Below are 23,024 nucleotides of genomic sequence, written 5' to 3'. Positions count from 1 at the left end.
GCGCCAGCCCGTAGCCTGGGTCGAGCGCAGCGACACCCGGGAAAGGTGCCCCGGGTATCGCGCTGCTCCACCCAGGCTACGTATGGGGTGGCAGCCCCGGGGGTTCAGCGGTTCCGGGCCTGGCTGTTGGCGCTGTTACGCCAGCCGGCCGAGGCGTTCAGTGAGCAGGTCGAAGAAGCCCTGGGCGTCGCCGTCGCCGAGCCAGTGCACGTTGGCCGGTTGTTGCAGGGTGCCGTACCAGTCGGCGAGGGTCTGGCCGAGGCTTGGGCCTTCGCGGGTGTCGATGTTCAGGTGCAGGTCGCGGCCCTGGAACAGGCTGGGCTGCAGCAGGTAGGCGATAACGCTGGCGTCGTGGATCGGCCCGCCGGGCAGGCCGTAGTGGTCCATATCGAGCTTGACGTATTCATTGAGGATGTCGATGACCAGGCTGCTCGCGCGGTTGCCCAGGGCCTGGATGGCGGCCAGGCGCGGCTCGCTGGTAAGGATCTTGTGGGTCACGTCGAGCGGCACGTAGGTCAGCGGTACGCCGCTGGCGAGCACCACCTGGGCGGCGTGGGGGTCGGCGAACAGGTTGAATTCGGCCGCCGGGGTGATGTTGCCGCCGTTGAAGTGGGCGCCGCCCATGACCACCACTTCTTCCAGGCCCTGGACGATGTCGGGCGCCTGGATCAACGCCAGCGCCAGGTTGGTCTGCGGGCCGAGCATGGCCAGGGTGATGCTCTGGGGCGCGGCGGCGCGCAAGGTATCGATCAGGTACTCCACCGCGCTACTCGGTTCCGCGCCGCAGGCGGGCGTGTGTACGGTGATGCCCGGCAGACCCTCCTGGCCGTGGACGTTCTCGGCGTAGATCGGCGTGCGGACCAGCGGCGTTGGCGCGCCGGCGTACACCGGCACTTCTTCGCGCCCGGCCCATTCGCGCGCCAGGCAGGCGTTGCGGGTGGTCTTGTCCAGGCGCACGTTGCCGGCCACGGTGGTGATCGCGCGCAGGTTCAGCGCCTCGGGCGAGGCCAGGGCGAACAGCAGGGCGACCACGTCATCGGCGCCCGGGTCGGTGTCGATGATCAGCTCGCGGGGCAGGCCGGCACGGCGGCGGGCAGCAGGGGACAGGTGGGTCACGGGGTAGGCTCCTGAATCGGTCGGTGTCAGCGGCTGGCCGCGAGGCGCGCCTGCACCTCGGCCAGATGCGGGATGGAGGGTTGCGCGCCGGCGCGGGTCACCGACAGCGCGGCGGCGGCCTGGCCAAAGCGGATCGCCTCGGCCTCGTTCAGGCCTTGGGCCAGTGCTGCGGCAAAGCCGCCGACAAAGGTGTCGCCGGCCGCTGTGGTATCGACCGCCTGCACGGCCTGGGCCGGGAAGTGTTGCAGGTCGGCGGGTGTGGCGTGCAACACGCCAGCGGCGCCCAGGGTCACCAGCACCCGGCGCACGCCGGTGCCGAGCAGGTGCTGGGCGGCCAGGCCCGCTTCGGCCTGGGAGCTGACGGGCAGGCCGCTGAGGGCGGCGGCTTCGCTCTCGTTGGGGATCAGGTAATCGATGCAGGCGAGCCACTCAGGCGGCAGCGGGCCAGTGGCCGGGGCGGGGTTGAGGATCACCGTCTTGCCCAGGGCGTGGGCGCGTTGCAGGGCGATGCCGACCGTGGCCAGGGGCACTTCCAGTTGGCAGATGACGATATCGGCCGCCTGCAGGGCGGCGTCGAAGCGCGCCAGGTGCGCCGCGTCCAGCTCGGCGTTGCTGCCGGCGACCACGACGATGGCGTTCTGGCTGTCGGCGCCGACCACGATCAGCGCCACACCGCTGGCACGCCCCGGCAGGCTGGCCACGCCGCTGTGGTCGATGCCCTCGGCGTCGAGACCGGCGCGCAGTTGCGTGCTGTAGGCGTCGTCACCGAGGCAGCCGAGCATGGCCACCTGGGCACCCAGGCGCGCCGCCGCCACGGCCTGGTTGGCGCCCTTGCCGCCAGGCACCGTGGCGAACTGTTCGCCGCTCAGGGTTTCGCCCGGCAGCGGCAGGCGTGGGGCGCGGACCACCAGGTCCATATTCAGGCTGCCGATGACGAGAATGTTCGCGTGGTGCATGTTCAACCTTGTGGCGACGGGGTGGGGGCGCCGGCGAGATGGGGGCCGGGCGCTTGGGTGGATTCACGCAGCAGCAGCTGCGGGGCGAGGATGCGCGGCTCGGGCGCGGCCGGCGCGGGGCTTTCGATACGCTGCAGGAGCAGTTGCGCGGCGAGTTCGCCGAGCTGCAGGATCGACTGGCCGACGGTGCTCAGGGCCGGGTAGACGTAGCGACTCATCTGGATATCGTCGAAGCCGATTACCGACAGCGCCTGAGGCACGCGCAGGCCGCGTTCGGCGGCCGCGCGCAGGGCGCCGATGCCGAGCAGGTCGTTGCTGGCGAAGATCGCGCTGGGGCGCACGCTCTCCAGCAGCCGGCTGGCGGCCTGGTAACCGCCGGGGCTGGTGAAGTCGCTTTCTTCGAGCCAGGCGTCGGGCACCACGATCGCGGCCTCGGCCATCGCCCGTCGATAACCCTGCACGCGCAGCGCCGCAACGCGGGTACGCAGCGGGCCGCTGATGCAGGCGATGCGCCGGTGACCGAGGTCAAGCAGGTGACGGGTGGCCAGGTAACCGCCCTGTTCATGGTCGACCCACACGCGATCGGCAACGACGCCATCCAGTTCGCGGTCAACCAGTACCAGCGGAATGCGCAGCGGGGCGATGCCGTCATCAAAACCACCTTCTTCGGTAGCCGAGGCGACGATCAGGCCGTCGATGCGTTTTTCCAGGAGGACGCGCAGGTATTTGCGCTGTTTGGCCGGGTCATCGTCGGAGTTGCAAAGGATCACGCAGTAGCCGTTGCGCTCGCATTCATCCTCGATACCCCGGGCCAGTTCGGCAAAGTAGGGGTTGAGGCTGTTGGGCACCAGCAGGCCGATGGTCGCGGTGGCCTGGCCCTTGAGCGAGCGGGCCACGGCGCTGGGCACGTAGTCGAGCTGGGCGATGGCTGCTTCGACCTTGCGCCGGGTTTCTGCATTCACCGGCCGCGTGTTGTTGATCACGTGGGAAACGGTGGTGTAGGAAATGCCCGCCAGTGCGGCAACGTCTTTGATGGTGGCCATGGGATGTCCGGTGACAGGCGCCTGGGCGCGACAGCCTTATTATTATCAGAAGCGCATCTGGTATGGGCTTTCTCTAATACGCAAACGTTTGCGCTTGGGAACTATGGCGCTGCTGTGCTGCGATTGTCAATCGCCTGGGCGTGACAACCCTGGCTCGCTGCGGCGATAAACTGCTGGAAGCCCAGCTCGGCGCCGCGACAGACTGCAGCGGCGTTCAGCTCAGCGGCGGCCTGCTGCAACTGGCTGAGAAAACGCGGCCAGAGTGCGCTGTCGCCGGCGTGTTGCAGGTAGTGCAGCGCGTGCAGTTGCCCTGGCCAGGGTGTTTCGCGCACTCGCTCCAGCAGCAGGCGAGCGCCCATGCGTGAGCCTTCAAGCACATAGACCAGGCCCCAGCAGGTGGCGCTGTCGAGGGTATCCGGCAGGGGCAGGGGCGTCGGCACGGCCAGGTCAAGGACGAGCAAGTCGTGGCGCAGGGCATCGCGCCGGCGTCGCTGGGGCCAGTCGGGCAGCAGGCACTCGATGCCGCTGGCTTCCAGGGCGACTTCCAGACCGAGCAGGGCACGGGCATGGGCCAGAAGAAAATCGCTGTAGCCGTCGCGGGTGTGCAAGGCGTAGGCGCTGAAGGCAGCGTCCACTTGGTGATGCAAGGGCGTGGTCGCGCAGCGTAACTGCTGACGCAGACTCACGGTGCCGGCACTTCGGCCGCCGTGGTAAGGGCGGCCTGGAGCTTTTGCGCCAGTTCGTCACCGCGATAGGGTTTCTGCACGATCAGTGCCTCGTTGGCATCCAGGCCGCCCAGTTCGGCGTAGCCGGTGACGAACACGACGGGCAGTCGCGGGTAGCGCTCGCGTACCGCTCGGGCCAGTTGCGCACCGTTCATGCCGGGCATGGCGAAATCGGCGAGCAGCAAGTCGACGTCTTCACTGATCTGCGCCAATGCGGCCGGCCCACTGTCGGCCTGCTGCACCTGGTAGCCCAGGGCGTCGAGCATGGCGGCGGTCACTTCGCGCACGCCGGGGTCGTCATCGACCAGCAGGATGGTGCGCTGCAGACCGGGCGCGGCGCTGGCGCAGCTCAGGGATGGGACCTCCACCGGTGGCTGGTCGCCGGCGCCGATACTCGGCAGGTAAACCTTGACCGTGGTGCCCACACCCAGCTCGGTGTGAATACGCGCACCACCACCGGATTGCTTGGCGAAGCCGAATACCTGGGCCAGGCCAAGCCCTGAGCCCTTGCCGACATCCTTGGTGGTGAAGAAGGGCTCGAAGGCCTTGGCCAGCACCTGTTCGCTCATGCCGCTGCCGGTGTCTTGCACCGAGAGCACCACGTAGTGCCCCGGCTCCGGGTCTTCGGGGCGCTGCGGTGGCTGTTCGACCACTTCGTTGGCGGTGATCAGGCGCAAGGTACCGCCGACCGCCATGGCGTCGCGGGCGTTGATCGCCAGGTTGAGCACGATCAGTTCGATCTGCGTCGGGTCGACTCGCGCGCGCCAGAGCTGGTCCGCAGTCTGGGTTTCGATCAATACGCTGCCGCCCAGGGTGCTTTGCAGCAGTTCGTGCATGCCGGCCAGGGTCTCATTGAGGTCGACGGCTTCAGGTGCCAGGCGTTGGCGGCGTGAGAAGGCGAGCAACTGGCTGGTCAGTTTGGCGCCGCGCTCGCCGGCATCGGTGATGTTCTGCAGGCGTTCGCGGGCGCGGTCGAGATTACCGCGCTCAAGGTCGCGGCCGACGAAGCTGGTGCTGGTGAGAATTACCGTGAGCAGGTTGTTGAAGTCATGGGCCACTCCCGCGGTGAGCTGGCCGACCGCTTCGAGGCGTTGCATCTGTTGCAGGGTGGCTTCGACACGTTCGCGCTCTTCGATCTGCTCAAGCAGGCGGCGGTTGGTGGCGGCCAGTTCGTCGACCACCGCACGTTCGCTGGTGATGTCGCGCACCGCGGCATACATCAGGCCGTCATCGGGTACCACGGTCCAGGACAGCCAATGGTAGTTGCCATTGGCGTGGCGCATGCGGTTGACGAAGCGCGTGGATACATGGCCGCTGGCGATGCTGGTAGCCTCGCGGCGTGTGGCCTGCAGGTCGTCGGGGTGCACCAGCTCCCACAGTGGCCCGGCACTCAGCTCCTTGCGCGACCAACCGAGGGTTTTTTCCCAGGCTGGGTTGAGGGCGCTGGGGACCATGTCGAAGCGCATCACCGCGAGCAATTCGCGCGATAGCTCCCAGGTGCGGTCGCGTTCGCGGGTGCGTTTTTCCACCCGTTCGCCGAGCAGCTCGTTGAGCCCGCGTAGGGCTTCGGTGGCCTGTTTCTGCTCGCTGATGTCGAGCAGCACGCCGATAAAGCGCACGCACTGGCCATTTTCGAAGAAGGCCCGGCCACGGCTCGACAGCCAGCGCTCGCGGTTCTCCGACAGCGGCAGGCGGTACTCGACCTGGTATTCGTTGCCGCTGTCCACCGACAGCGCCTTGGCGACCTGTTGCTCGACGGCCTCGCGATCGGCTGGGTGGCAGCGCGAAAGAAAGTAATTCATGTCGACGTGGGTGCCGGGCGGCAGCTCGTACATGGCCTTGCAGCGTTCGTCCCAGATCAGCGTATCGCTGGCCGGCGAGTAGTCCCACATGCCCATACGCGCGGCGCCGATGGCCAGGCGGGCGCGGATCTCGACCTCCTGCAGGGCTTCTTCGGCACGGCGCCGCTCACGCCGTTCGCGTACTTCGGCGAGGGCACGCTCCACCGCCTTGGGCAGAAACCCCATGTTCTGCTTGAGCACATAGTCGACCGCGCCCAGGCGCATCATCTCTACGGCGTGTTCTTCGCCGAAAATCCCCGAGAGGAAGATAAACGGGGTTTGCGGAGCCTGCTGGCGCGCCACCTGTAGTGCCTTGGCCCCGGATGAGCCGGGCAGCAGGTAGTCGGAAAGAATCAGGTCGAAGGTGTGCTGTTGCAGTGCGCGATCGGCGCCCTGGTGGTCATGTACCAGGGTCGCATCGACCTGCATGCCGCTGCGCTCAAGGGTCAGCAGGGCCAGTTCGGCATCGTGCGGGCTGTCTTCGATCAGCAGCAGTTTCAATGGAGTGGCAGGCATAGGCAGCTTCGAGTTATCGGCGGGGTCAGTCTGGCGTGTCGTGCGCATCGCGGCTACTCGTGGGGCGTCGCTGCAGGCGTAAGGAACCGGGTGGCGGCTCATTCAGCACGGCCCAGAATACCCCGAGGTCGGAAATTGCCGAGACGAACTCCTTGAACTCCACCGGCTTGACCACATAGGCGTTGACCCCCAGTTCGTAGGCGCGCTGCAGGTCTGGTTCCTCGCGTGAAGACGTCAGCATGACGATGGGCACGCTGCGCAACTCGGCAGACTCGCGCACGGCCTTGAGCACTTCCAGGCCATCGACCTTGGGCAACTTGAGGTCCAGCAGCAGTACCGCCGGGTTGCCGTCGTCGCGCTCGGCGTAGGCGCCACGGCGGAACAGGTAGTCCAGTGCTTCGGCGCCATCGCGCAGGACGATGACCTCGTTGGCCAGTTGGCTGCGCTCCAGCGCCACCAGGGTCAGCTCCAGATCGTGGGGGTTGTCCTCGATCAGCAGAATGGGTTTGAGCATGAGCATCCTCTCTCAAGTCGTCAGGGGGGGAATGGGGCGGTTGGGCAGGGCGATATAGAAAATGGCACCCTCATCGAGTTTGCCTTCGGCCCAGACCCGCCCATCATGGCGCTCGATTATACGGCGAACACTGGCCAGGCCGATGCCGGTGCCTTCGAACTCCTCCATGCGGTGCAAGCGCTGGAACACGCCGAACAGCTTGTTGGCGTACTCCATGTCGAAGCCTACGCCGTTGTCGCGCACGTACAGCACCTGCTCATCACCCTGGCTGTAAGTGCCCACCTCGATGATGGCCGGGTCGCGCGGACGGCTGTACTTCAGCGCGTTGCTCAATAGGTTGCGCAGAGCCAGGTGGATAAATGCGGCGTCGGCGATGACCACCGGCATCGGCTGGATGCGCCAGTCGATGTTGCGCTCGGCATAGTCGGGCTGCATTTCGACCTGAATCGCTTCGATCATGGCCTGCAGGTTGACCTCGGAGAAGCGCAGGGCGGCGCGGCCCATCTGCGAGAAATTGAGCAAGTTGTCGACCAGGGTGCCGGCAAAGCGTGCAGACTCGCCAATGTGCTCGAGAAAGCGCAGGCCGCGTTCAGAGAGCTTGTTACCCTCGAAGTCGCCGAGCAGCTCGGCATAGCCGGCGATATGCCGCAATGGCGCGCGCAGATCATGGGAGACGCTGTAGGAGAAGGCTTCGAGTTCCTTGTTGGATTTCTTCAGCTCGCCAGCCAGTTGCGCCACTTCCTCAGCCTTGCGCAGGACGATACCGAGCACCGCCGTGCGCAGCTCGGCAGCACTGGTCAGCTCCAGTGGATCCCAGGGTGTGGAGTAGCCGCGGTAGGTCTGCTGCCAGCGCTCGAAACTGTGTCGCGGATTGAGGGCGCCGCTGGCGCTCACCGACTTCTCCGGCTTGCCGGCCCAGGTGACGGTGCGTGTCTGCTCGGGCTTGAACCAGATCAGGTAGTGCGAATGCAATTGCGAGATCGCCACCGCCAGTACGCCGGCCGCGTACTGGCCCAACTCGGGCAGCACGTCGATGTCACGGCTGACATTGTCGGTGTGAAACACCGTGTTGCCCGCAGCGCTCCCCTGGCTTAGCCAGTGCACCAGGGCGTTGACCAGCGCCTGGGGCGGTGTACGCCCGACCAGATCACAGCGGGCGGCCGAAATGATCGCTGCGCCTTCGGCCTGGGCAAAGCCGACGAAGGCTTCCGGTAAAGCCAGCAGGCCTTCGCTGATGCTGTCACGGTCAGCCATCGACGACAGCAACTGGACGATATGCTGGCGCAGGCTGAGAAGGTGTTGGGTCTGCGCCTGGGCTTCCTTGGCTTCGATCTGCAGCGACAGCACGCGGCCGAGCAGCTCGCAGGCGGTACGGGTGTGCACACCCACCCCGTGGGCGCTGGCGTGATGGCCGGAGATCATGCCCCAGAGGCGACCGCGTACCACCAGCGAGATCGACAGCGAGGCCTGGGTCTGCATGTTGCGCATGTATTGCAGGTGCACCGGCGAGACGCTACGCAGTGCGGCGAAGGTCATGTCCAGCGGCTTGCCGGTACGTGGGTTGAGCGGCGGGTGCAGCGGCGAGGGCTGGTAGTCGGCGTCTTCGATCACGCGGATGCGGTTGGCGCAATAGAGCGCGCGCGCCTGGGGCGGGATGTCCGAGGCCGGGAAGCACAGCCCCAGGTAGCTGGGATAACCCGGGTCGGCGATTTCGGCGAGTACCAGGCCATTGTCGTCGGCGTCGAAACGGTAGGCCTTGATGCGGCCAAAGCCGGTGACACGTTTGACCTCCTGTACGGCCAGTTGCAGCAAGGCTTCGATCGACTCGGCTTCCTGCAACTGGCCAATAAAGGTGTGCATCAGCGGGTAGAGCGTGTCGTAGGCGCTGCGGGTGTTGTCGGTTGCCTCGAATTCGGCAATCAGCACCTGGTCGTAGCGGTGCGCGACCATGGCCAGAGAGCGCTCATTCGGTGGCTCCAGGCGCATATGTACATCGCCAACATGAAACGGCTGGCTGCCATCGTCAGGCAATGCCTGCAGCCGCTCGCTGACCGCCGAGGCCTCCAGAACCAGGCTGTGCAAGTCGTGACTCAGCAGTGTGTCGGGGGCGACGCCCAGCCACTCACGGACGTTCTCGCTGGCCTGCAGAACCTGCAGCGAGGTGACGTCAAACACCAGCATAAAGCCCTGGGGCTGAATGCTGCCGGGAATGTGAATGGGCTCTTTGGCGCAGTTCTCGCTGGCGGTATCCAGGCTGATGGACGCTTCGCTCGATGCCACGTGGGCCTCCTCTGCCGGGGCGTGGTCGTGCCAATTGGGGGCGCTGTCACGCCGTTTTGCTAAGGCGTAGGACAACAGGTTATGCAAAGTGATCCCCCTGTCGTAGCGTTCAGTCTGCCGGCAGGGGGCGGTGAGGTAAACCTCTTGGTGTTTTCAAAGCGAACCGGCGCCGCCGTGTAAATACCCCGTTACGTGTTGCCCGTCGGGTGCGCGAACCGAGTCCGCATCGCCGGGTCGAACGGCTGCTTCTTATGGGGCCGGCAGACACGCCTAATTGCAACAAAGGGCGGTCACACTGATGTTTTATTATTTGTCTGTGAGTTGAACGATGCTGTCTGCTGCCAAAGGGGCGCTAGGAAAGCTGCCTGTCGTCAGCCCATGGAAATGGGCGCTGCTGTTGTTCGTGTTAGTCACCCTCTACCAAGTGCGTACGCTGCATCTGGATGAGCGCCTGTATTTCTGGATCAAGACCAGTTGGCACGAAGACGCCTGGGAGAACCGCAGCCTGTGGCTACCGGAGTACCGCGTAACGATAGACGCCAAGCCCGTGGCGGGCGTGACGGACAACTTTTCCGGGTTGAGCTATGACGACGACCGCGACCAGATCTGGGCCGTGGTAAATAACCCTGAGCAGTTGCTGCGCTTGAGCCCGGAAGGCGAGCTACTGGCCCGCTATCCGCTAAGCGGTTTCGAGGATGTCGAGGGCGTTACCTACCTGGGCGACGGCTTGCTGCTGCTGGCCGAGGAGCGCCAGCACAGTCTGGTGGCCGTCAAGGTGCCGGATAAGCCTGGTGCGCTGTTTCGTGAAGACTCGCGCTCGCTGACCCTGGGTATCGGTCTGGGCGGTAACCAGGGCTTCGAGGGCGTGGGCTATGACCGTGCCGGTGATCGCCTGTTTGTGGTCAAGGAGCACTCGCCGCGCAAGCTCTATGAAATTCATGGCCTGAAAAGCAGCCTGGGCGGCGATTTCAACCTGAATATCATCGACCGCCAGGACTGGATCGATCAGACGACCTTTGCCACCGACCTGTCGTCGGTGCATTACGACGAGCGTACCGGGCATCTGGTATTGCTCAGCGACGAGTCGCAACTGCTCATAGAACTGGATACCGAAGGCCAGTTAGTCAGTTTCCGCTCCCTGCTCAGCGGCTTTGCCGGGTTGGCCGACAGCGTGCCGCAGGCCGAGGGCGTGACCTTCGACGACCGTGGCAACCTGTATCTGGCCAGCGAACCCAACCTGTTCTACCGCTTCGAGCGCGACTGAATGAAGCCGCGCGGGTACTACCAGGGCAGCGCTTCGCCCTGGTAATCGAAAAAGGCGCAGACAGGTGTGCCGTGTTGGCGCTCGATTACTTGCAGCAAACCGCTGGCACTCTGCGCCACGCTCAAGGGCGCATTAGCGCCGCCCATGTCAGTGCGCACCCAGCCAGGGTGCAAGGCCAGTAGGCTCCAGGGCAGGCTCGGCAGCTCGCTGCTCCAACTGCGCAGCAGGCTGTTGAGGGCGGCCTTGCTGGCGCCGTACAGCGGCATGCCGGCCGCCAGGTTGAGGCTGAGACTGGCCATTTGCGAACTCATAAAGGCGATTACGCCGCCCTCGTTCACCCGCTCGGCCAGTTGCCTGGCGAGGCGGATCGGTGCGATGGCGTTGAGCAGAAACAGCTCGGTGATCTGCTGCTCATCGATGCACTGCGGATCCTGGTGAGCCGGGCCGTAGATACCGGCGTTAAACAGCGCGCAGTCCAGACGCTGCGTGCCCAGTGCAGCAGCGATACGTTGGCCTGCGTCCGCCTCTGCAAGGTCGCATTCAATCACCTGCAAACGCGCGCCGGCCTGTTCTGCCAGTACCTGCAACTCGCTGCTGCGGGCAAGGCTGCGAACCACCGCATGGACGTGCCAGCCGGCGTCCAGCGCGACGCGCGCCAGACCCAGGCCGATACCGCGCGAAGCGCCGGCGATTAAAAGGTGTTGGCTCACGGCCACTGCATTTCTCCTTTGAGCACTTTGGCGCTGAGCGCCAGGCTGCTGTCATCAAGCAGGTTCGGGTAATGCGCCTTCATGGCGGCAATCAACGCCTGGCTGTCCTGGGCATTAGCCAGTTCACGCTCCAGGGTTTGCAAATAATCGCGGGTAAAGCGCAGGTCGTCGAGGTTCATCGCCGGCTGGCCCAGGTAGTGACCGGGCACCAGGGTGGTGGGCTGCAACGCCTGCAATTCATCCAGCGACTTGAGCCAGTCCTGGCGCGCCTGGGCGGTCTGCGCGTCGGCGACCCAGAGGTGGATATTGGCGCTGGTCAGCACGCCGCCGACCACGGTCTTGAGGCTGGGAATCCACAGGCTGGTGTGTTTCGGGTCATGGCCGACCAGCTCGATGCGTTGGCCTTCGAGCAGCAGATGGTCGCCCTGCAGCGGTTCCGGTACCAGGGTGCGGGCCGGCGCACTGTCCTTGAGGATCGGCCCCCAGTGGGCGAGCTTGGGTGCACGGGTTTTCTCGATATAGGCAACGGTGGCCGGGGTGGCCAGGACCTTGGCGTTGGGGTAGGCGCGGGTCAGGGTGTCGAGGCCGAAGTAGAAGTCCGGGTCGCCATGGCTGATAAAAATAGTGGTCAGGGTCTTGCCGCTGGCCTGGATGCGTTCAACCAGCACTTGCGCCTCGCGGGTGGAGAACTGCGCGTCGACCAGAATGGCCTCGCGCTCGCCGGTGATCAGGCTCGAACTGACCGGGAACACGGCGTGCTCGCCGGGGTTGTAGACCTCCAGGTTGAGTGGCTGGGCCAGGGCAGTGCTGGCGCAGGCGAGCAAACCAAGGCCGGCGAGTAAACGGTTGAACAGGGGCTGGGTGGACATAGCAGTCTCCGCTTGAGTGAGTGCGGCGATGATAGAGGCTATAAAGCGTGCAAAAAGCCCCGTAAGCTGGGCGGGTTTGTTGCGTAAATCGAGCGAATCATGGATCGACTGACCGCCATGCGGGTGTTTGTGCAGGTGCTTGAGCGCGGCAGCCAGACGGCGGCGGCCGAGGCGCTGGATATGTCACGGGCCATGGTTTCGCGCTACCTCGGCGAGCTGGAACGTTGGGCCGGCGTGCGCCTGCTGCACCGCAGCACCCGCAAGCTGAGCCTGACCGGTGCTGGCGAGCAACTGCTGGTGCAGTGCCGCGAGATGCTCGCGCTGGCCGAGGGCATGCAGCAGCTCAGCCGCGCAGCGGACCAGGCGCCGCGCGGTACCTTGCGCATCGCCTGCAGCCAGTCTTTCGCCCAGGCCTGGCTGGTGCATGCGCTGAACGACTTCACCGCGCTTTATCCCCAGGTCAGTGTCGACCTGTTGGTCGGCAGCGAGGCGGTCAATCTGGTAGAGGCGCGCATCGACCTGGCGCTGCGCATCACCAACCAGCTCGACCCCAACCTGATCGCCCGGCGTCTGGCGGTGTGTCGTTCGGTGGTCTGCGCCAGCCCGGCGTACCTGGCCCGGCACGGCACGCCGCAACATCCTGAGGAGCTGACTCAGCACAACTGCCTGAGTTACGCCTACTTCGGCCGTAGCCTGTGGGAGTTCAGCCGCGCCGGTGAGCCCTGCGCGGTGGCGGTGAGCGGCAACCTCAGTGCCAACGAGTCGATGGTGCTGCTGGAGGCGGCCCTGGCCGGTGCCGGGATCAGCTTGCAGCCGTTGTATTCGGTCGAGGCGTTGTTGCGCTCGGGCGCGCTGGTACGCCTGTTGGCTGACTACCAACCGCAGGAGCTGGGCATCCACGCGCTCTACGGTTCGCGCCGGCAGATGCTCCCGGCACTGCGGTTGCTCCTGGATTTTCTTGCCGAGCGCCTGGCCAGCACGGCGCACTGGCAGGGCTGAGAAGGGCTAAAGCTGTTTGCTGAACTGCATCAGGGCAACCCGCTGCTGACGGTGGTCCTGGCGCTCGACCAGGCCGCTGAGCTGGTAGCCCAGACGCGAGTAGAGCAGCAACCCGGCGCTGTTGGCACTGAAGCAGGACACGCGCATTTCGCGGGCCTTGTAGTGCAGGCGGGCGAGCGTCTCCATGGCTTCGATCAGATGCTGCGCCACGCCCTTACCGCGCGCCCAGGGGGCCACCATTATGTTACCCAGGGCGCAGTAATCGCCGTGCTGCCATTGGTAGAAGTTGGCGAAACCGGCAACGCGGTCATCCAGGCAGACCACCGTGCTGTCGCGCCGCTCGGCCATGGCCGCAGCCAGTTGGCCGATGCCCAGCGGCCAACTGGCTTTGGGGTAGGCATAGAAGAGCTCATCGGCGTTCTGTACAAAGCCGACGACCTCGGCGAGGTCGGCAGCCTCGGCCGGGCGGGTGCTGAGATTGGGAAACGTGGTGGGCATGGTGGGACCTGATCGATGAAGACGCACCTAGCGTCGTAACACGAATCATCTCTCGCTCTTTGTAGGAGCGAATTTATTCGCGATATATCTTGAAATCGCTGCACAATTCGCGGCTAAAGCAGGTCGCCGCCCGGCCCATCCCACGGGCCGGGGATTGAGGGCATTTGATGCTTGAGACGACAACAGGGCCTCACGCGCCGCGAGCCCGTCAGCGCGGTGGATACTGGCTCAGTACCTTGGCCACGGTTTCGCGCACCTGGGCGCTGCGTTCGCTTGGGCCACCCGGCTGGCTGCGCAGCACCTGTTCGGCACTGCCGCGCCAGACCAGCTTGCCATCGCGGCTGTCGTGCAGGTCGATCTGTACGGTGGCAACCTGATAATCCAGGGTACGTGTCTCGACATAGTTCGGCCCACCCCAGAAACCGCCCCAGCCCCCGTTCCAACCGCCACCGTAACCGCTGCTGATCTGTTGCTGGCGGTTATCCACGATCATCCACACGGCCACCTCAAGGTCGCCCTTGGCGCTGTCAGGGGCTGGGCGCAGGCCGCGTTGGTCGAGTTGCTCGGCGATGGCGTCACGCAGGCGTTGCTCGGTCAGGTCGCTGCGCACCCGTGGGTCATCCGGGCGGTACTGCACGGCCGGGCTGTGCCAGCTCCAGCTGCGGTAGGCGGCAAAGTCGCGGCTCGGATCGAAGTCGCGGTTGAGCTGCGGGCTCTGGCAGGCGGCCAGCAGCAACAGCACGGGTAGGACGAACAGAGGCAGGCGCATGGTGCTCTCCAAACGAGGGAATTAAGGGTGGTCAGGCTGGCGGGTAGCTGCTCATGGCGCGCTGAATGGCGCCGCGCAGGGCGTCAGCGCGCTCGCTCTGGCTGCCGCCGCTGGGCATTTCCGCCTGGCTGCTCCACACCGGCTGGCCGTCGCGGCTGTCGAACAGGTCGATGCGTACTACGATCACCTCTTCTTCGTAGGTGCGCACCAGTGGTGCGCTGCCCCAGGCGCCGATACCGTCATGGTAGCCGCGATGGCCGTAGCCGGCGCCATAGCTGCTGCCGTAGCGGTCGGCAACCTGGCGTACGCGGCGCTCACTGCGTAGCTCGGCACTGACTTGCAGGTCGGCGCGGCTGGCCGGGCGCAGGCCGCGTTGGTCAAGGGCGCCACCAAGGGCCTCCTGCACCTGCTCGGCGCTGGCCCAGGCGGTGGCCGGTGGCAGGCGTCCATCGCGCCATTGCCAGGTGCGGTAGCGACCAAAGTCTCGCGGCGCCGCCGGGTAGGCGCTGAGGTCCAGATGCTGGGCTGCGGCAGGCGGTGCCGGCGGCAGCGGTTTGCTGTCGGCGGTGTAGGGGTTGGTGCTTTGGCAGGCCACCAGCAGGGTCATGCAGGGCACCAGTAGCAGGGCTTTCATTGCAGTCTCCAGGGCCAGCGCGGTGGCCTTGTTTCAGTCAGCGTTGCGGGCGGCACAGCCAGTGTAGATAGCGACCCAGGCCGGCAAAGCTGGGGTGGCGGCGGTAAGCCAGTTCCATCTCCAGCAGCTCGGCCAGGTCCGCCTTGGCTTGGAACGGTTGCGGCATGTAATCGTGGAACACGCGAATGCCGCTGGTATGTTCGACCTGCCAGTGCGCGGCGAGTTGCGTCGCCAGCGCACGCGGGTCGACCGGTTGCTGGGGCGTAAGGCTCTGCTTTTCACCGGCGAATTCGGCACTGCGCAGTTTGCGGAAGTGGCCCTTGAGCAGGTTGCGGTAGATCAACGCATCCTTATTGTAGAACGCCAGGGATAGCCAGCCGTCGTCAGCGCACAGCCCTTGCAGCAGCGGCAGAATGGCAGCGGGTTCGGCCAGCCATTCGAGCACCGCATGGCAGATCACCAGGTCATAGCCCTGGGTCGGCAGTTGCGCGCCCAGGTCCTGCCATGGCGCCTGGATAAAAGTGGCGGGCAGACCGGCGTCGGCAAAGCGCTGGCGGGCACCGTCGAGCATCGGTTCGGCGGGTTCGGCGAGGGTGACCTGGTGGCCCTGTTCGGCCAGCCACAGGGCCATGTGGCCCAGGCCAGCGCCGACATCCAGCACCCGTAACGGCCGTGCGGGTAGCACCTCGCTGAGGTCGGCCTGGAGCACGGCCAGGCGAATCGCGCCCTTGGCGCCGCCGTAGATCTTCTCGGCGAAGCGTGTGGCCAACTGGTCGAAGTGCCGATCATGCATGGCCGAAACGCCGCTCGCTGTCGGCCAGTTTGGCACTCACAGCCTGGTTCATGTCGATGCCCAGCTCGCTGCACAGCAGCAACAGGTAGAGCACCACATCGCCGATTTCCTGGCCGGCGTGGGCAAGCTGATCGGGGTCGAGCTGGCGCGATTGCTCTTCGCTCAGCCACTGGAAGATTTCCACCAGCTCGGCCATTTCCACGCTGGCAGCCATGGCCAGGTTCTTCGGGCTGTGGAAGCCGCGCCAGGCATTGTGGTCGCGAATGGCGTGCAGGCGTTGGGTAAGGGCGTCGAGGTTCATGGGGCAGGCCGGCTGTGCTGGGGCGCTCATTGTCGCCGCTGAGCGGGCACTTGCAAACCAGACGTACCGACGGCCGGGCTTTCTGGCCGATGGGTGAATCTTGGCCGCACCACGCGTCGCGTCTAGGGGCTGTTGCCGTTTCGCTCGCGGCCGCGCCGGAGTCCGTTTTAGCGCGAGGCAAGGCACGAGATGCGAAGTTTAGTGAGCTAAATGAGCCATCGAGAAACGCTGCATCGCGCTAAAACGGGCCCGGCCCTTCGGGTTGCGCGGAAAATCTCGCCATGCGTTGTTGGAGGACTTGGCAAGGGAACGACGTGGACGGCGAGTCCATTCCCTGCGTCCTCCGCCTAGCCTGGCGAGATTTTCCGCGGCAACGCGGCTTGCGACGAAACGGCAACAGCCCCTAGCATGTGCACGCCTTGCCTCACATTATAAAAAAGCGAACGCCAATGCCTGTTTCTCGCCCAGCTGCGCCCCGGACGGTGGTCTCACCGCCGCCTGCCTCCATGTCCTCGCCAGCGCTGCAGCCCTCGGCTGAGACTGAGCGACAGCGCTGGGTACAGCGCGTGCAGGTGGCAGTGGCTGAGCTGGTGGCTGAGCGAGATGTCAGTCTGTCGCGGCTGGCTGCACGCTTGCAGATGCCGCAACGGCGGCTGCGTGAACACCTGGCCTGTGCCGGGGTGCGTTTCAATGATCTGGTCAATACGCACCGTTGTGAACTGGCTAAGCGCCTTCTGGGTGATCCGGCAATTCCCATTGAGGTGATAGTCGAGCGTATGGGTTTTTCCGAACCCAGCACTTTTTACCGCGCGTTCAAACGCTGGGTAGGCGAGCCGCCGGTGGCCTACCGCAAGCGCCTGCAGTGCTAAGTAGCAGTGCGTGCAGCGTTCAGGCTTGCGGCGTTTCGGCTTCGGCCTGCAGTAACGCGGCCTTGCGCGCCAGCCCCCAGCGGTAACCACTGAGCGCTCCCTTGGCGCCGACCACCCGATGGCAGGGCACCAGCAAGCCGAGCGGATTGCTCGCGCAGGCACGGGCGACAGCCCGCGGGTGAGTGCCGAGGCTGGCGGCCAGGTCGCCGTACTGTCGGGTCTGTCCGCAGGGAATCTGTTGCAGGGCCTGCCAGACGCGTTGCTGAAAGGCGCTACCGCGGATATCCAGGGGCAAATGCGCTGCCCGTTGCGGCTCGCGTAATTGCACCAGGACGGCGGCGAGCGCTTCAGTCAGGCCCTGATCATCCACCTGCAACTGGGCCGCCGGAAAGCGCTGGCGCAGCTCTTCAGTAAGGTCTGCCTGTGTATCGCCAAGCAGCAGGGCGCAGATGCCTTTATCACTGGCCGCTATCAGTACCAGGCCGAGCGCGCAGGGCGCCAGGGCGTAGCGCAGGCACTCGCCGGCTGCACCGCGGCGGCGCTGCGCCGGGCTGACGCCATTGGTGGTTGCGTAGAGCGCGCGGGTGCCGCTGTAGCCGGCATCCAGGGCCGCGCCCAGCACCGTGTCGGCTGCCGGCAGTTGAGCCTCCAGGCGTTGCCGTCGGCGGGCCTCGGCCCAGGCTTTTGGCGTAAGCCCGGTGCGGGTTTTGAACGCTCGCGCCAGGTGCGAGGTAGAAAGCCCGATGCGCGCGGCCAGCTCGCCTAGGGTCTGTTTGGGCTGCTCATCGAGCAGGCGGCAGGCGGCTGCTACCAGGCTGTCGAGCTGTTCGTTCGGGCTTTGTCCATTGGGTGCGCAGCGTTTGCACGGGCGAAACCCGGCCGCTTCGGCCTGGGCCGTAGTGGCATGAAACAGTACATGCTCGCGCAGCGGCCGGCGTGCCGGGCAACTGGGCCGGCAATAGATGCCGGTCGAGCGCACGCTAAAGACGAATTGGCCATCGTGGGTGGGATCGCGCTCACAGAGCGCCTGCCAGCAGCGGTCGGGGTCAAGCATGGCGCAACTCCAGCAAGGTCAGGTGTCGATTGTCGACGCTGACGGCGCTGGCGCCAATCCGAATCACGCTTTCAAACCGCCTGCCATTCCAGGGTCAGGGCTTCTTGCCAGGCGAAACGCTCGAAATGCCGGGCGATAACCTGTTCCAGCTCCGGGCGGACCTCGGCGCTCTGCGCACGGGCGATCAGGCGTAGGCCGTTGCCTTCGGCTGCCAGTTCGGCGCGGCCGATGCTGAATTCGATGTGGCCCTGGGTCTCGTCGAAACTCACGGGGATTTTGTGCGCAAAGTGCTTGCACAGGCGGCTGATATAGCGGGCTGGGGTGTCGGTGGTGACGAAGGCCTGGCTGATCTGGTGCATGGAAAACCTCTTTGGGGCAGCGCGCTGGATAAGCGGAGCACGGGCGCTGCTGGCGGATGTTGACGTGCGTTCATAATCGCTGCTGAATAAAGCCGAGAAAAATAGGCCAAAACCACTTTGACTGTTAAGCAGGGCTTACGAATGGAGCAGCTCAAGCGTATGGCGATCTTCGCCACCGTGGTGGACCGAGGCTCGCTGGTGGCCGCCGCCGAGGTGCTTGGCATGACCGCTTCGGCGGTCAGCCAGCAGTTGCGCAAGCTGGAGGCCAGTACTCAGGTCAGCCTGCTGCACCGCACCACGCGCAAATTGACCCTGACCGAAGCCGGCGCGACCTTCTACGCCAGCTGCGCTCAGGTGCTGGCCCTGGCGCAACAAGCCGAGCAGCGCCTGGCCGAGCTGCGTGATGCGCCGGTGGGTGAGTTGCGCATCGCCGCGCCTGTGGGCTTTTCCGGGCGGCCGATCAGTGCTGCGCTGGGGCCGCTGTTGCAGGCCCACAGCGGCCTCAGCCTGAAGCTGTTCTTCCATGACGAGCCGGTTGACCTGATCGAGCAGCGCATCGATTTGGCGATCCGCGTCGGCCATCAGGAAGACTCCAGCTTGGTGGCGCGTGCCATCGGTGAGTCGCGCATGCTGCTGTGCGCGGCGCCGGCCTACCTGCGTCGGCGCCCAGCGATCCGTCAGCCCGAGGATTTGCACAGCCTCGACTGGCTGGCGCTGAATAACGATGGGCCATCCGGCCTGACGTTCACTGGCCCCCATGGCGAAGTACAGCGCCTGCGCATGGAGAGCCGGGTGAGCTGCAACAATATTCTGGGTGTGCGGCACTTCACGGTGGCGGGTATGGGCGTGTCGCTGCAGCCCGAGCAGGAAGTGCGTGCCGAGCTGGCGGATGGCAGCCTGGCCGAGGTGCTGCCAGACTGGCAGCTACCGCCGTTCGCGGTCTATCTGGTGACACCGCGCCGTGATGCGCAGCCCGCCAAGGTGCGCTATGCGATCGAAGCGTTGCGCCAGCATTTACTCAGCCCCTGATCGGCGAGGGTGGGCGCTGCGCGAAGATTGCCGTATAACGGGCGCATATGTGAATGGGCAATACAGGACCCCCGATCAAAGCTGATGAAGACGCCAAAACGTATTGAGCCCCTGGTCGAAGCCGGCCTGGTCGATGAAGTAATACGCCCGCTGATGAGCGGTAAAGAAGCCGCCGTGTATGTGGTGCGCTGTGGTGATGAGCTGCGTTGTGCCAAGGTTTACAAAGAGGCCAACAATCGCAGCTTTCGCCAGGCCGCCGAGTACCAGGAAGGCCGCAAGGTGCGTAACAGCCGCGACGCCCGGGCCATGGCCAAGGGCTCGAAGTATGGGCGCAAGGGGCAGGAAGACGCCTGGCAGAACGCCGAGGTCGCCGCGCTGTTCCGCCTGGCCAATGCCGGCGTGCGCGTGCCCAAGCCTTACGACTTTCTCGAAGGCGTGTTGCTGATGGAGCTGGTCGACGATGGCGAAGGCGATGTCGCGCCGCGTCTCAATGATGTCGATCTGCATCCGGACGATGCCCGCGAGTTCCACGCGTTCATGATCGGCGAAGTGGTGAAGATGCTCTGCGCCGGCCTGGTGCATGGTGACCTGTCGGAATTCAACGTCCTGCTGGGCGCCGAAGGCCCCGTGGTCATCGACTTGCCCCAGGCTGTCGATGCCGCGGGCAACAACCACGCGTTCAAGATGCTGGAGCGCGATGTCGGCAACATGGCCGCCTACTTCGGGCAGTTCGCCCCTGAGCTCAAGTACACCCGCTATGCGCAAGAAATGTGGGCATTGTACGAAGCGGGCAGTCTGACGCCGGAAACGCCGCTCACCGGTGAGTTCGATGACCCCGAGCACGCCGCCGATATCGACGCGGTGATGCGCGAAATCAAGGCCACCCTGGCCGAGGAAGCACGCCGCCAGGCACTGCTCAACGCCGAAGACGCGCCGAAAGACGAAGAGCCACCACCGCCCTGGTCGCAGTAGCGCCACGTTAGGTGCTCGGCCTTTGTAGCCTGGGTGGAGCAACGCGATACCCGGGTGCATTCTCCCGGGTGTCGCTGCGCTCGACCCAGGCTACGGGGTAGGTGTCATGCCTTAGAGACGCGCCGCCAGGCGCTGCTCAACGCCGACGACGCGCCGAAAGACGAAGAACCACCGCCGCCCAGGGCGCAGTAGCGCCAAGCTAGGTGCTCGGCCTTTATAGCCTGGGTGGAGCAACGCGATACCCGGGTGCATTCTCCCGGGTGTCGCTGCGCTCGACCCAGGCTACGGGGCAGGCGTCATGCCTTAGAGACGCGCCGTCAGGCGCTGCTCAATGCCGCCGACGCGCCGAAAGACGAAGAGCCACCACCGCCCTGGACGCAGTAGCGCCAAGTCAGGTGCTCGCCCGTTGTAGCCTGGGTGGAGCAACGCGATACCCGGGTGCATTCTCCCGGGTATCGCTGCGCTCGACCCAGGCTACGGGGCAGGTGTCATGCCTTAGAGACGCGCCGCCAGGCACTGCTCAACGCCGACGACGCGTCGAAAGACGAAGAGCCACCACCGCCCAGGGCGCAGTAGCGCCAAGCTAGGTGCTCGGCCTTTGTAGCCTGGGTCGAGCGCAGCGACACCCGGGAGAATGCACCCGGGTATCGCGTTGCTCCACCCAGGCTACGGGGCAGGTGTCATGCCTTAGAGACGCGCCGCCAGGCACTGCTCAACGCCGACGACGCGTCGAAAGACGAAGAGCCACCACCGCCCAGGGCGCAGTAGCGCCAAGCTAGGTGCTCGGCCTTTGTAGCCTGGGTGGAGCAACGCGATACCCGGGTGCATTCTCCCGGGTATCGCTGCGCTCGACCCAGGCTACGGGGCAGGCGTCATGCCTTAGAGACGCGCCGTCAGGCGCTGCTCAACGCCGAAGACGCGCCGAAAGACGAAGAGCCACCACCGCCCAGGGCGCAGTAGCGCCAGGCTAGGTGCTCGGCCTTTGTAGCCTGGGTGGAGCAACGCGATACCCGGGTGCATTCTCCCGGGTGTCGCTGCGCTCGACCCAGGCTACGAATCAGGCGTCAGAGACGCGTTGCCTTGAAGGTGTCGCAGCGATTTACCTCGCCATGCTCGAAGCCGTTGCTGAACCAGCGCATACGCTGTGCCGAGGTGCCGTGGGTAAAGGCGTCCGGCACCACCTGGCCTTGAGCCTGGCGTTGCAGACGGTCATCGCCGATGGCGTTGGCGGCATTTAGCGCTTCTTCTACATCGCCCGGTTCCAGCCAATCGAGCCGGCGTTGTGCATGGAACGCCCAGACTCCCGCCAGGCAGTCGGCCTGTAGCTCCTGACGCACCAGCAAGCCACTGGCGCCTTCCATGCGCTCGCCGCGCTGGCGTGCGGCATTTACCTGGGCCGAGACGCCGAGCAGGGTTTGCACGTGATGGCCCACCTCATGGGCGATGACGTAGGCCTGGGCGAAATCACCGGCAGCGCCGAAGCGCTGTTCCAGCTCGCGGAAGAAGCTCAAGTCCAGATACACCCGCTGATCGCCGGGGCAGTAGAAGGGGCCAACCGCCGACTGGGCGAAACCGCAGGCCGAGTCGACGCCGCCGCTGAACAGCACCAGGGTCGGGTCGCGGTATTGGCGGCCGGCCTGCTGGAACAGCTCGCGCCAGGTGTCTTCGGTGTCACCGAGTACAGCGCTGACGAAGTCGCGCTGCGGATCATTGGCGGCTGGCGCCTGGGTACTCACCGCCGCCGGTTGGCTCAACTGTCCGGCGAGCTGGCCAAGAATCTGCAACGGATCCTGGCCGCTGAGCAGGCCGATGATGATCACCACGGCCACGCCGCCCAGGCTTAGCCCGCGCCCGCCGCCGAAACGCCGGCCGCGGTTGTCCTCTACATTGTCGCTGCGTCGTGCCCGGTTCCAGCGCATGGCTTGCTCCTGATCGTTCCGGTGCTCAATTGCCCGGGTACTGGGTTATGACCGTCGCTTGCCCCTGTTTGTCCACGCCGATCACCTGATAGGCATCGCGTACATTGCCGCGCTCCATCCCGGGCGAGCCGGTGGGCATACCTGGTACGGCGGCGCCGAGCAGGTCGGGACGCTGGCGCAGGGTGAGAATGTCCGCCGCCGGCACATGGCCTTCGACAAATTTTCCGTCGATTACACCGGTGTGGCAGGACGCCAGGCTGGGCGGCACGCCGAGGCGTTGCTTGAGCGCTGGCATGTCGGCTTCCAGGTGGTCGTTGACCACAAAGCCGTTGTTCTGCAAATGGTCGATCCAGGCGCTGCAGCAGCCGCAATTGGGATCGCGGTGCACGTCGATGGTCAGCGGTTCGGCCGCTTGGGCGGCGCTGGCGAGTAATAGCAGAGCAAGCAGGGTGCGGGGCATGGCGGTTGTCCAGAGATGGGGAACGGTGCGAGGAGCATAGCGCCCCGCTATGGACCTGTAACCGTAGAGGTGCTGATCCGGCTATGCTGCTGCCTCAGAACCTAGTAACGGAGCGACCCATGCGGCGTGCACGTATCATCCTGGCGATTCAGATGCTTGCCCTCGGCGGCCTCGGCCTGGCCTATTTCATCCAGCCCCACGAGATGACCAATGCCAGCGGCATGCTGCTGATGAGCGCGGCGGCAGCAACCGATGTGCGCGCGTATTACGGTGGCTTGCAGATCGGTCTGGCGGCCTTCCTGGCCATGGCACTCAGCCGTGAGGATTTGGTGCGCGGCGCCCTGACCCTGCTGGTGCTGCTCTACAGCGCCCTGGGCCTGGCGCGCATCGGCGGGCTGTGGCTGGACGGCGGCGCACAGCAGACCTTTAACCTGGTCGCCCTGTTGATTGAGGCGGTGTCGCTGGGCCTGGCTTACTGGGCGCTGCAAGGGCTTAGGGCCGATCTAGGTGAGTAACCGAGTAGGGTGCACCGTG

The 23,024-nt window shown here is 65.4% G+C and carries 24 protein-coding genes; 6 read left to right on the top strand and 18 right to left on the bottom strand.

Features of this window, described 5'->3' with window-relative positions:
• Positions 1 to 135 precede the first annotated feature (135 nt).
• The 7 genes from BMW49_RS12825 to BMW49_RS12795 form a co-directional block, all read right to left on the bottom strand.
• Positions 136 to 1,116 (bottom strand): nucleoside hydrolase, encoded by a 981-nt coding sequence (locus BMW49_RS12825; protein WP_069519269.1) that lies wholly within the window; start codon positions 1,114 to 1,116, stop codon positions 136 to 138.
• 26 nt (positions 1,117 to 1,142) lie between these two features.
• The gene (gene rbsK, locus BMW49_RS12820; RefSeq protein ID WP_069519268.1) at positions 1,143 to 2,072 is read right to left on the bottom strand and encodes a ribokinase; all 930 of its coding nucleotides are present in this window, start codon (positions 2,070 to 2,072) and stop codon (positions 1,143 to 1,145) included.
• Between the two features lie 2 nt (positions 2,073 to 2,074).
• Positions 2,075 to 3,115 carry a LacI family DNA-binding transcriptional regulator gene (locus tag BMW49_RS12815; RefSeq protein ID WP_069519267.1) on the bottom strand — a complete coding sequence of 347 codons (1,041 nt, stop codon included), beginning with the start codon at positions 3,113 to 3,115 and terminating at the stop codon, positions 2,075 to 2,077.
• A gap of 101 nt (positions 3,116 to 3,216) precedes the next feature.
• Positions 3,217 to 3,801 (bottom strand): biliverdin-producing heme oxygenase, encoded by a 585-nt coding sequence (locus tag BMW49_RS12810; RefSeq protein ID WP_083251753.1) that lies wholly within the window; start codon positions 3,799 to 3,801, stop codon positions 3,217 to 3,219.
• Positions 3,798 to 6,197 carry a hybrid sensor histidine kinase/response regulator gene (locus tag BMW49_RS12805; RefSeq protein WP_069519275.1) on the bottom strand — a complete coding sequence of 800 codons (2,400 nt, stop codon included), beginning with the start codon at positions 6,195 to 6,197 and terminating at the stop codon, positions 3,798 to 3,800. Before BMW49_RS12805 ends, BMW49_RS12810 begins: the two co-directional genes overlap by 4 nt.
• Positions 6,198 to 6,222: 25 nt before the next feature.
• Positions 6,223 to 6,711 (bottom strand): response regulator, encoded by a 489-nt coding sequence (locus BMW49_RS12800; protein WP_069519274.1) that lies wholly within the window; start codon positions 6,709 to 6,711, stop codon positions 6,223 to 6,225.
• 12 nt (positions 6,712 to 6,723) lie between these two features.
• Entirely contained in the window at positions 6,724 to 8,991 is a 2,268-nt protein-coding gene (locus BMW49_RS12795) for an ATP-binding protein (protein WP_069519266.1), read from the bottom strand.
• A gap of 328 nt (positions 8,992 to 9,319) precedes the next feature.
• Between BMW49_RS12795 and BMW49_RS12790 the strand changes: the two genes are divergently transcribed.
• Positions 9,320 to 10,255 (top strand): SdiA-regulated domain-containing protein, encoded by a 936-nt coding sequence (locus tag BMW49_RS12790; protein ID WP_069519265.1) that lies wholly within the window; start codon positions 9,320 to 9,322, stop codon positions 10,253 to 10,255.
• Between the two features lie 17 nt (positions 10,256 to 10,272).
• Here the strand turns inward: BMW49_RS12790 and BMW49_RS12785 are convergent, their stop codons facing one another.
• Both BMW49_RS12785 and BMW49_RS12780 read right to left on the bottom strand, forming a co-directional pair.
• On the bottom strand, positions 10,273 to 10,971 hold the full coding sequence (locus tag BMW49_RS12785) for an SDR family oxidoreductase (RefSeq protein WP_069519264.1): 699 nt from the start codon (positions 10,969 to 10,971) through the stop codon (positions 10,273 to 10,275).
• A complete protein-coding gene (locus BMW49_RS12780) occupies positions 10,962 to 11,834 on the bottom strand; it encodes an MBL fold metallo-hydrolase (RefSeq protein ID WP_069519263.1) in 873 nt (290 codons plus the stop codon). The genes BMW49_RS12785 and BMW49_RS12780 overlap by 10 nt, the downstream gene beginning before the upstream one ends.
• A 99-nt stretch (positions 11,835 to 11,933) precedes the next feature.
• Here BMW49_RS12780 and BMW49_RS12775 point away from each other — a divergent pair, with 99 nt between their 5' ends.
• Positions 11,934 to 12,833 carry a LysR family transcriptional regulator gene (locus BMW49_RS12775; RefSeq protein WP_069519262.1) on the top strand — a complete coding sequence of 300 codons (900 nt, stop codon included), beginning with the start codon at positions 11,934 to 11,936 and terminating at the stop codon, positions 12,831 to 12,833.
• A gap of 6 nt (positions 12,834 to 12,839) precedes the next feature.
• Here BMW49_RS12775 and BMW49_RS12770 read toward each other — a convergent pair whose 3' ends face one another.
• The 5 genes from BMW49_RS12770 to BMW49_RS12750 all read right to left on the bottom strand — a co-directional run bounded on the left by BMW49_RS12770 (position 12,840) and on the right by BMW49_RS12750 (position 15,828).
• A complete protein-coding gene (locus tag BMW49_RS12770) occupies positions 12,840 to 13,331 on the bottom strand; it encodes a GNAT family N-acetyltransferase (protein WP_069519261.1) in 492 nt (163 codons plus the stop codon).
• 208 nt (positions 13,332 to 13,539) lie between these two features.
• The gene (locus BMW49_RS12765; protein WP_069519260.1) at positions 13,540 to 14,100 is read right to left on the bottom strand and encodes a DUF4136 domain-containing protein; all 561 of its coding nucleotides are present in this window, start codon (positions 14,098 to 14,100) and stop codon (positions 13,540 to 13,542) included.
• Positions 14,101 to 14,131: 31 nt separating this feature from the next.
• A complete protein-coding gene (locus BMW49_RS12760; protein WP_069519259.1) occupies positions 14,132 to 14,734 on the bottom strand; it encodes a DUF4136 domain-containing protein in 603 nt (200 codons plus the stop codon).
• A 37-nt stretch (positions 14,735 to 14,771) separates the two neighbouring features.
• Complete coding sequence (locus BMW49_RS12755; RefSeq protein ID WP_069519258.1) at positions 14,772 to 15,527, bottom strand: methyltransferase domain-containing protein; 756 nt, start codon at positions 15,525 to 15,527, stop codon at positions 14,772 to 14,774.
• Entirely contained in the window at positions 15,520 to 15,828 is a 309-nt protein-coding gene (locus tag BMW49_RS12750) for a nucleotide pyrophosphohydrolase (RefSeq protein ID WP_069519257.1), read from the bottom strand. The genes BMW49_RS12755 and BMW49_RS12750 overlap by 8 nt, the downstream gene beginning before the upstream one ends.
• 506 nt (positions 15,829 to 16,334) lie before the next feature.
• Between BMW49_RS12750 and BMW49_RS12745 the strand changes: the two genes are divergently transcribed.
• The gene (locus BMW49_RS12745) at positions 16,335 to 16,697 is read left to right on the top strand and encodes a helix-turn-helix domain-containing protein (protein ID WP_069519256.1); all 363 of its coding nucleotides are present in this window, start codon (positions 16,335 to 16,337) and stop codon (positions 16,695 to 16,697) included.
• Between the two features lie 19 nt (positions 16,698 to 16,716).
• Here BMW49_RS12745 and ada read toward each other — a convergent pair whose 3' ends face one another.
• Together ada and BMW49_RS12735 are read right to left on the bottom strand one after the other, a co-directional pair.
• A complete protein-coding gene (gene ada, locus BMW49_RS12740) occupies positions 16,717 to 17,751 on the bottom strand; it encodes a bifunctional DNA-binding transcriptional regulator/O6-methylguanine-DNA methyltransferase Ada (protein ID WP_069519255.1) in 1,035 nt (344 codons plus the stop codon).
• A 71-nt stretch (positions 17,752 to 17,822) separates the two neighbouring features.
• Positions 17,823 to 18,110: a DUF2218 domain-containing protein gene (locus tag BMW49_RS12735; protein WP_069519254.1), complete on the bottom strand. Its 288-nt coding sequence runs from the start codon at positions 18,108 to 18,110 to the stop codon at positions 17,823 to 17,825.
• Positions 18,111 to 18,251: 141 nt separating this feature from the next.
• Here BMW49_RS12735 and BMW49_RS12730 point away from each other — a divergent pair, with 141 nt between their 5' ends.
• Together BMW49_RS12730 and BMW49_RS12725 are read left to right on the top strand one after the other, a co-directional pair.
• Positions 18,252 to 19,139: a LysR family transcriptional regulator gene (locus BMW49_RS12730; protein WP_069519253.1), complete on the top strand. Its 888-nt coding sequence runs from the start codon at positions 18,252 to 18,254 to the stop codon at positions 19,137 to 19,139.
• 84 nt (positions 19,140 to 19,223) lie between these two features.
• Positions 19,224 to 20,111 carry a PA4780 family RIO1-like protein kinase gene (locus BMW49_RS12725; RefSeq protein WP_069519252.1) on the top strand — a complete coding sequence of 296 codons (888 nt, stop codon included), beginning with the start codon at positions 19,224 to 19,226 and terminating at the stop codon, positions 20,109 to 20,111.
• A gap of 1,064 nt (positions 20,112 to 21,175) precedes the next feature.
• Here BMW49_RS12725 and ypfJ read toward each other — a convergent pair.
• Both ypfJ and BMW49_RS12715 read right to left on the bottom strand, forming a co-directional pair.
• Entirely contained in the window at positions 21,176 to 22,030 is an 855-nt protein-coding gene (gene ypfJ / locus BMW49_RS12720; protein WP_069519251.1) for a KPN_02809 family neutral zinc metallopeptidase, read from the bottom strand.
• A 25-nt stretch (positions 22,031 to 22,055) separates the two neighbouring features.
• Entirely contained in the window at positions 22,056 to 22,490 is a 435-nt protein-coding gene (locus tag BMW49_RS12715) for a DUF411 domain-containing protein (protein WP_069519250.1), read from the bottom strand.
• A gap of 119 nt (positions 22,491 to 22,609) precedes the next feature.
• Here BMW49_RS12715 and BMW49_RS12710 point away from each other — a divergent pair, with 119 nt between their 5' ends.
• The gene (locus tag BMW49_RS12710; protein ID WP_069519249.1) at positions 22,610 to 23,005 is read left to right on the top strand and encodes a DUF4345 domain-containing protein; all 396 of its coding nucleotides are present in this window, start codon (positions 22,610 to 22,612) and stop codon (positions 23,003 to 23,005) included.
• Positions 23,006 to 23,024 lie beyond the last annotated feature (19 nt).

The sequence above is a fragment of the Pseudomonas cuatrocienegasensis genome, assembly GCF_900110925.1.
GTDB lineage: Bacteria > Pseudomonadota > Gammaproteobacteria > Pseudomonadales > Pseudomonadaceae > Aquipseudomonas > Aquipseudomonas cuatrocienegasensis.
The sequence above is the reverse complement of the archived record's forward strand: the minus strand, read 5'-3'. Positions and strand labels throughout refer to the sequence as shown.

What these genes read in the sequence shown, in the direction of transcription:
- rbsK (WP_069519268.1), bottom strand. Translation starts at nt 2,072, where the DNA reads ATGCACCACGCGAACATTCTCGTCATCGGCAGCCTGAATATGGACCTG.
- BMW49_RS12815 (WP_069519267.1), bottom strand. Translation starts at nt 3,115, where the DNA reads ATGGCCACCATCAAAGACGTTGCCGCACTGGCGGGCATTTCCTACACC.
- BMW49_RS12805 (WP_069519275.1), bottom strand. Translation starts at nt 6,197, where the DNA reads ATGCCTGCCACTCCATTGAAACTGCTGCTGATCGAAGACAGCCCGCAC.
- BMW49_RS12800 (WP_069519274.1), bottom strand. Translation starts at nt 6,711, where the DNA reads ATGCTCAAACCCATTCTGCTGATCGAGGACAACCCCCACGATCTGGAG.
- BMW49_RS12790 (WP_069519265.1), top strand. Translation starts at nt 9,320, where the DNA reads ATGCTGTCTGCTGCCAAAGGGGCGCTAGGAAAGCTGCCTGTCGTCAGC.
- BMW49_RS12780 (WP_069519263.1), bottom strand. Translation starts at nt 11,834, where the DNA reads ATGTCCACCCAGCCCCTGTTCAACCGTTTACTCGCCGGCCTTGGTTTG.
- BMW49_RS12775 (WP_069519262.1), top strand. Translation starts at nt 11,934, where the DNA reads ATGGATCGACTGACCGCCATGCGGGTGTTTGTGCAGGTGCTTGAGCGC.
- BMW49_RS12770 (WP_069519261.1), bottom strand. Translation starts at nt 13,331, where the DNA reads ATGCCCACCACGTTTCCCAATCTCAGCACCCGCCCGGCCGAGGCTGCC.
- BMW49_RS12765 (WP_069519260.1), bottom strand. Translation starts at nt 14,100, where the DNA reads ATGCGCCTGCCTCTGTTCGTCCTACCCGTGCTGTTGCTGCTGGCCGCC.
- BMW49_RS12760 (WP_069519259.1), bottom strand. Translation starts at nt 14,734, where the DNA reads ATGAAAGCCCTGCTACTGGTGCCCTGCATGACCCTGCTGGTGGCCTGC.
- BMW49_RS12755 (WP_069519258.1), bottom strand. Translation starts at nt 15,527, where the DNA reads ATGCATGATCGGCACTTCGACCAGTTGGCCACACGCTTCGCCGAGAAG.
- BMW49_RS12750 (WP_069519257.1), bottom strand. Translation starts at nt 15,828, where the DNA reads ATGAACCTCGACGCCCTTACCCAACGCCTGCACGCCATTCGCGACCAC.
- BMW49_RS12745 (WP_069519256.1), top strand. Translation starts at nt 16,335, where the DNA reads ATGTCCTCGCCAGCGCTGCAGCCCTCGGCTGAGACTGAGCGACAGCGC.
- ada (WP_069519255.1), bottom strand. Translation starts at nt 17,751, where the DNA reads ATGCTTGACCCCGACCGCTGCTGGCAGGCGCTCTGTGAGCGCGATCCC.
- BMW49_RS12735 (WP_069519254.1), bottom strand. Translation starts at nt 18,110, where the DNA reads ATGCACCAGATCAGCCAGGCCTTCGTCACCACCGACACCCCAGCCCGC.
- BMW49_RS12730 (WP_069519253.1), top strand. Translation starts at nt 18,252, where the DNA reads ATGGAGCAGCTCAAGCGTATGGCGATCTTCGCCACCGTGGTGGACCGA.
- BMW49_RS12725 (WP_069519252.1), top strand. Translation starts at nt 19,224, where the DNA reads ATGAAGACGCCAAAACGTATTGAGCCCCTGGTCGAAGCCGGCCTGGTC.
- ypfJ (WP_069519251.1), bottom strand. Translation starts at nt 22,030, where the DNA reads ATGCGCTGGAACCGGGCACGACGCAGCGACAATGTAGAGGACAACCGC.
- BMW49_RS12715 (WP_069519250.1), bottom strand. Translation starts at nt 22,490, where the DNA reads ATGCCCCGCACCCTGCTTGCTCTGCTATTACTCGCCAGCGCCGCCCAA.
- BMW49_RS12710 (WP_069519249.1), top strand. Translation starts at nt 22,610, where the DNA reads ATGCGGCGTGCACGTATCATCCTGGCGATTCAGATGCTTGCCCTCGGC.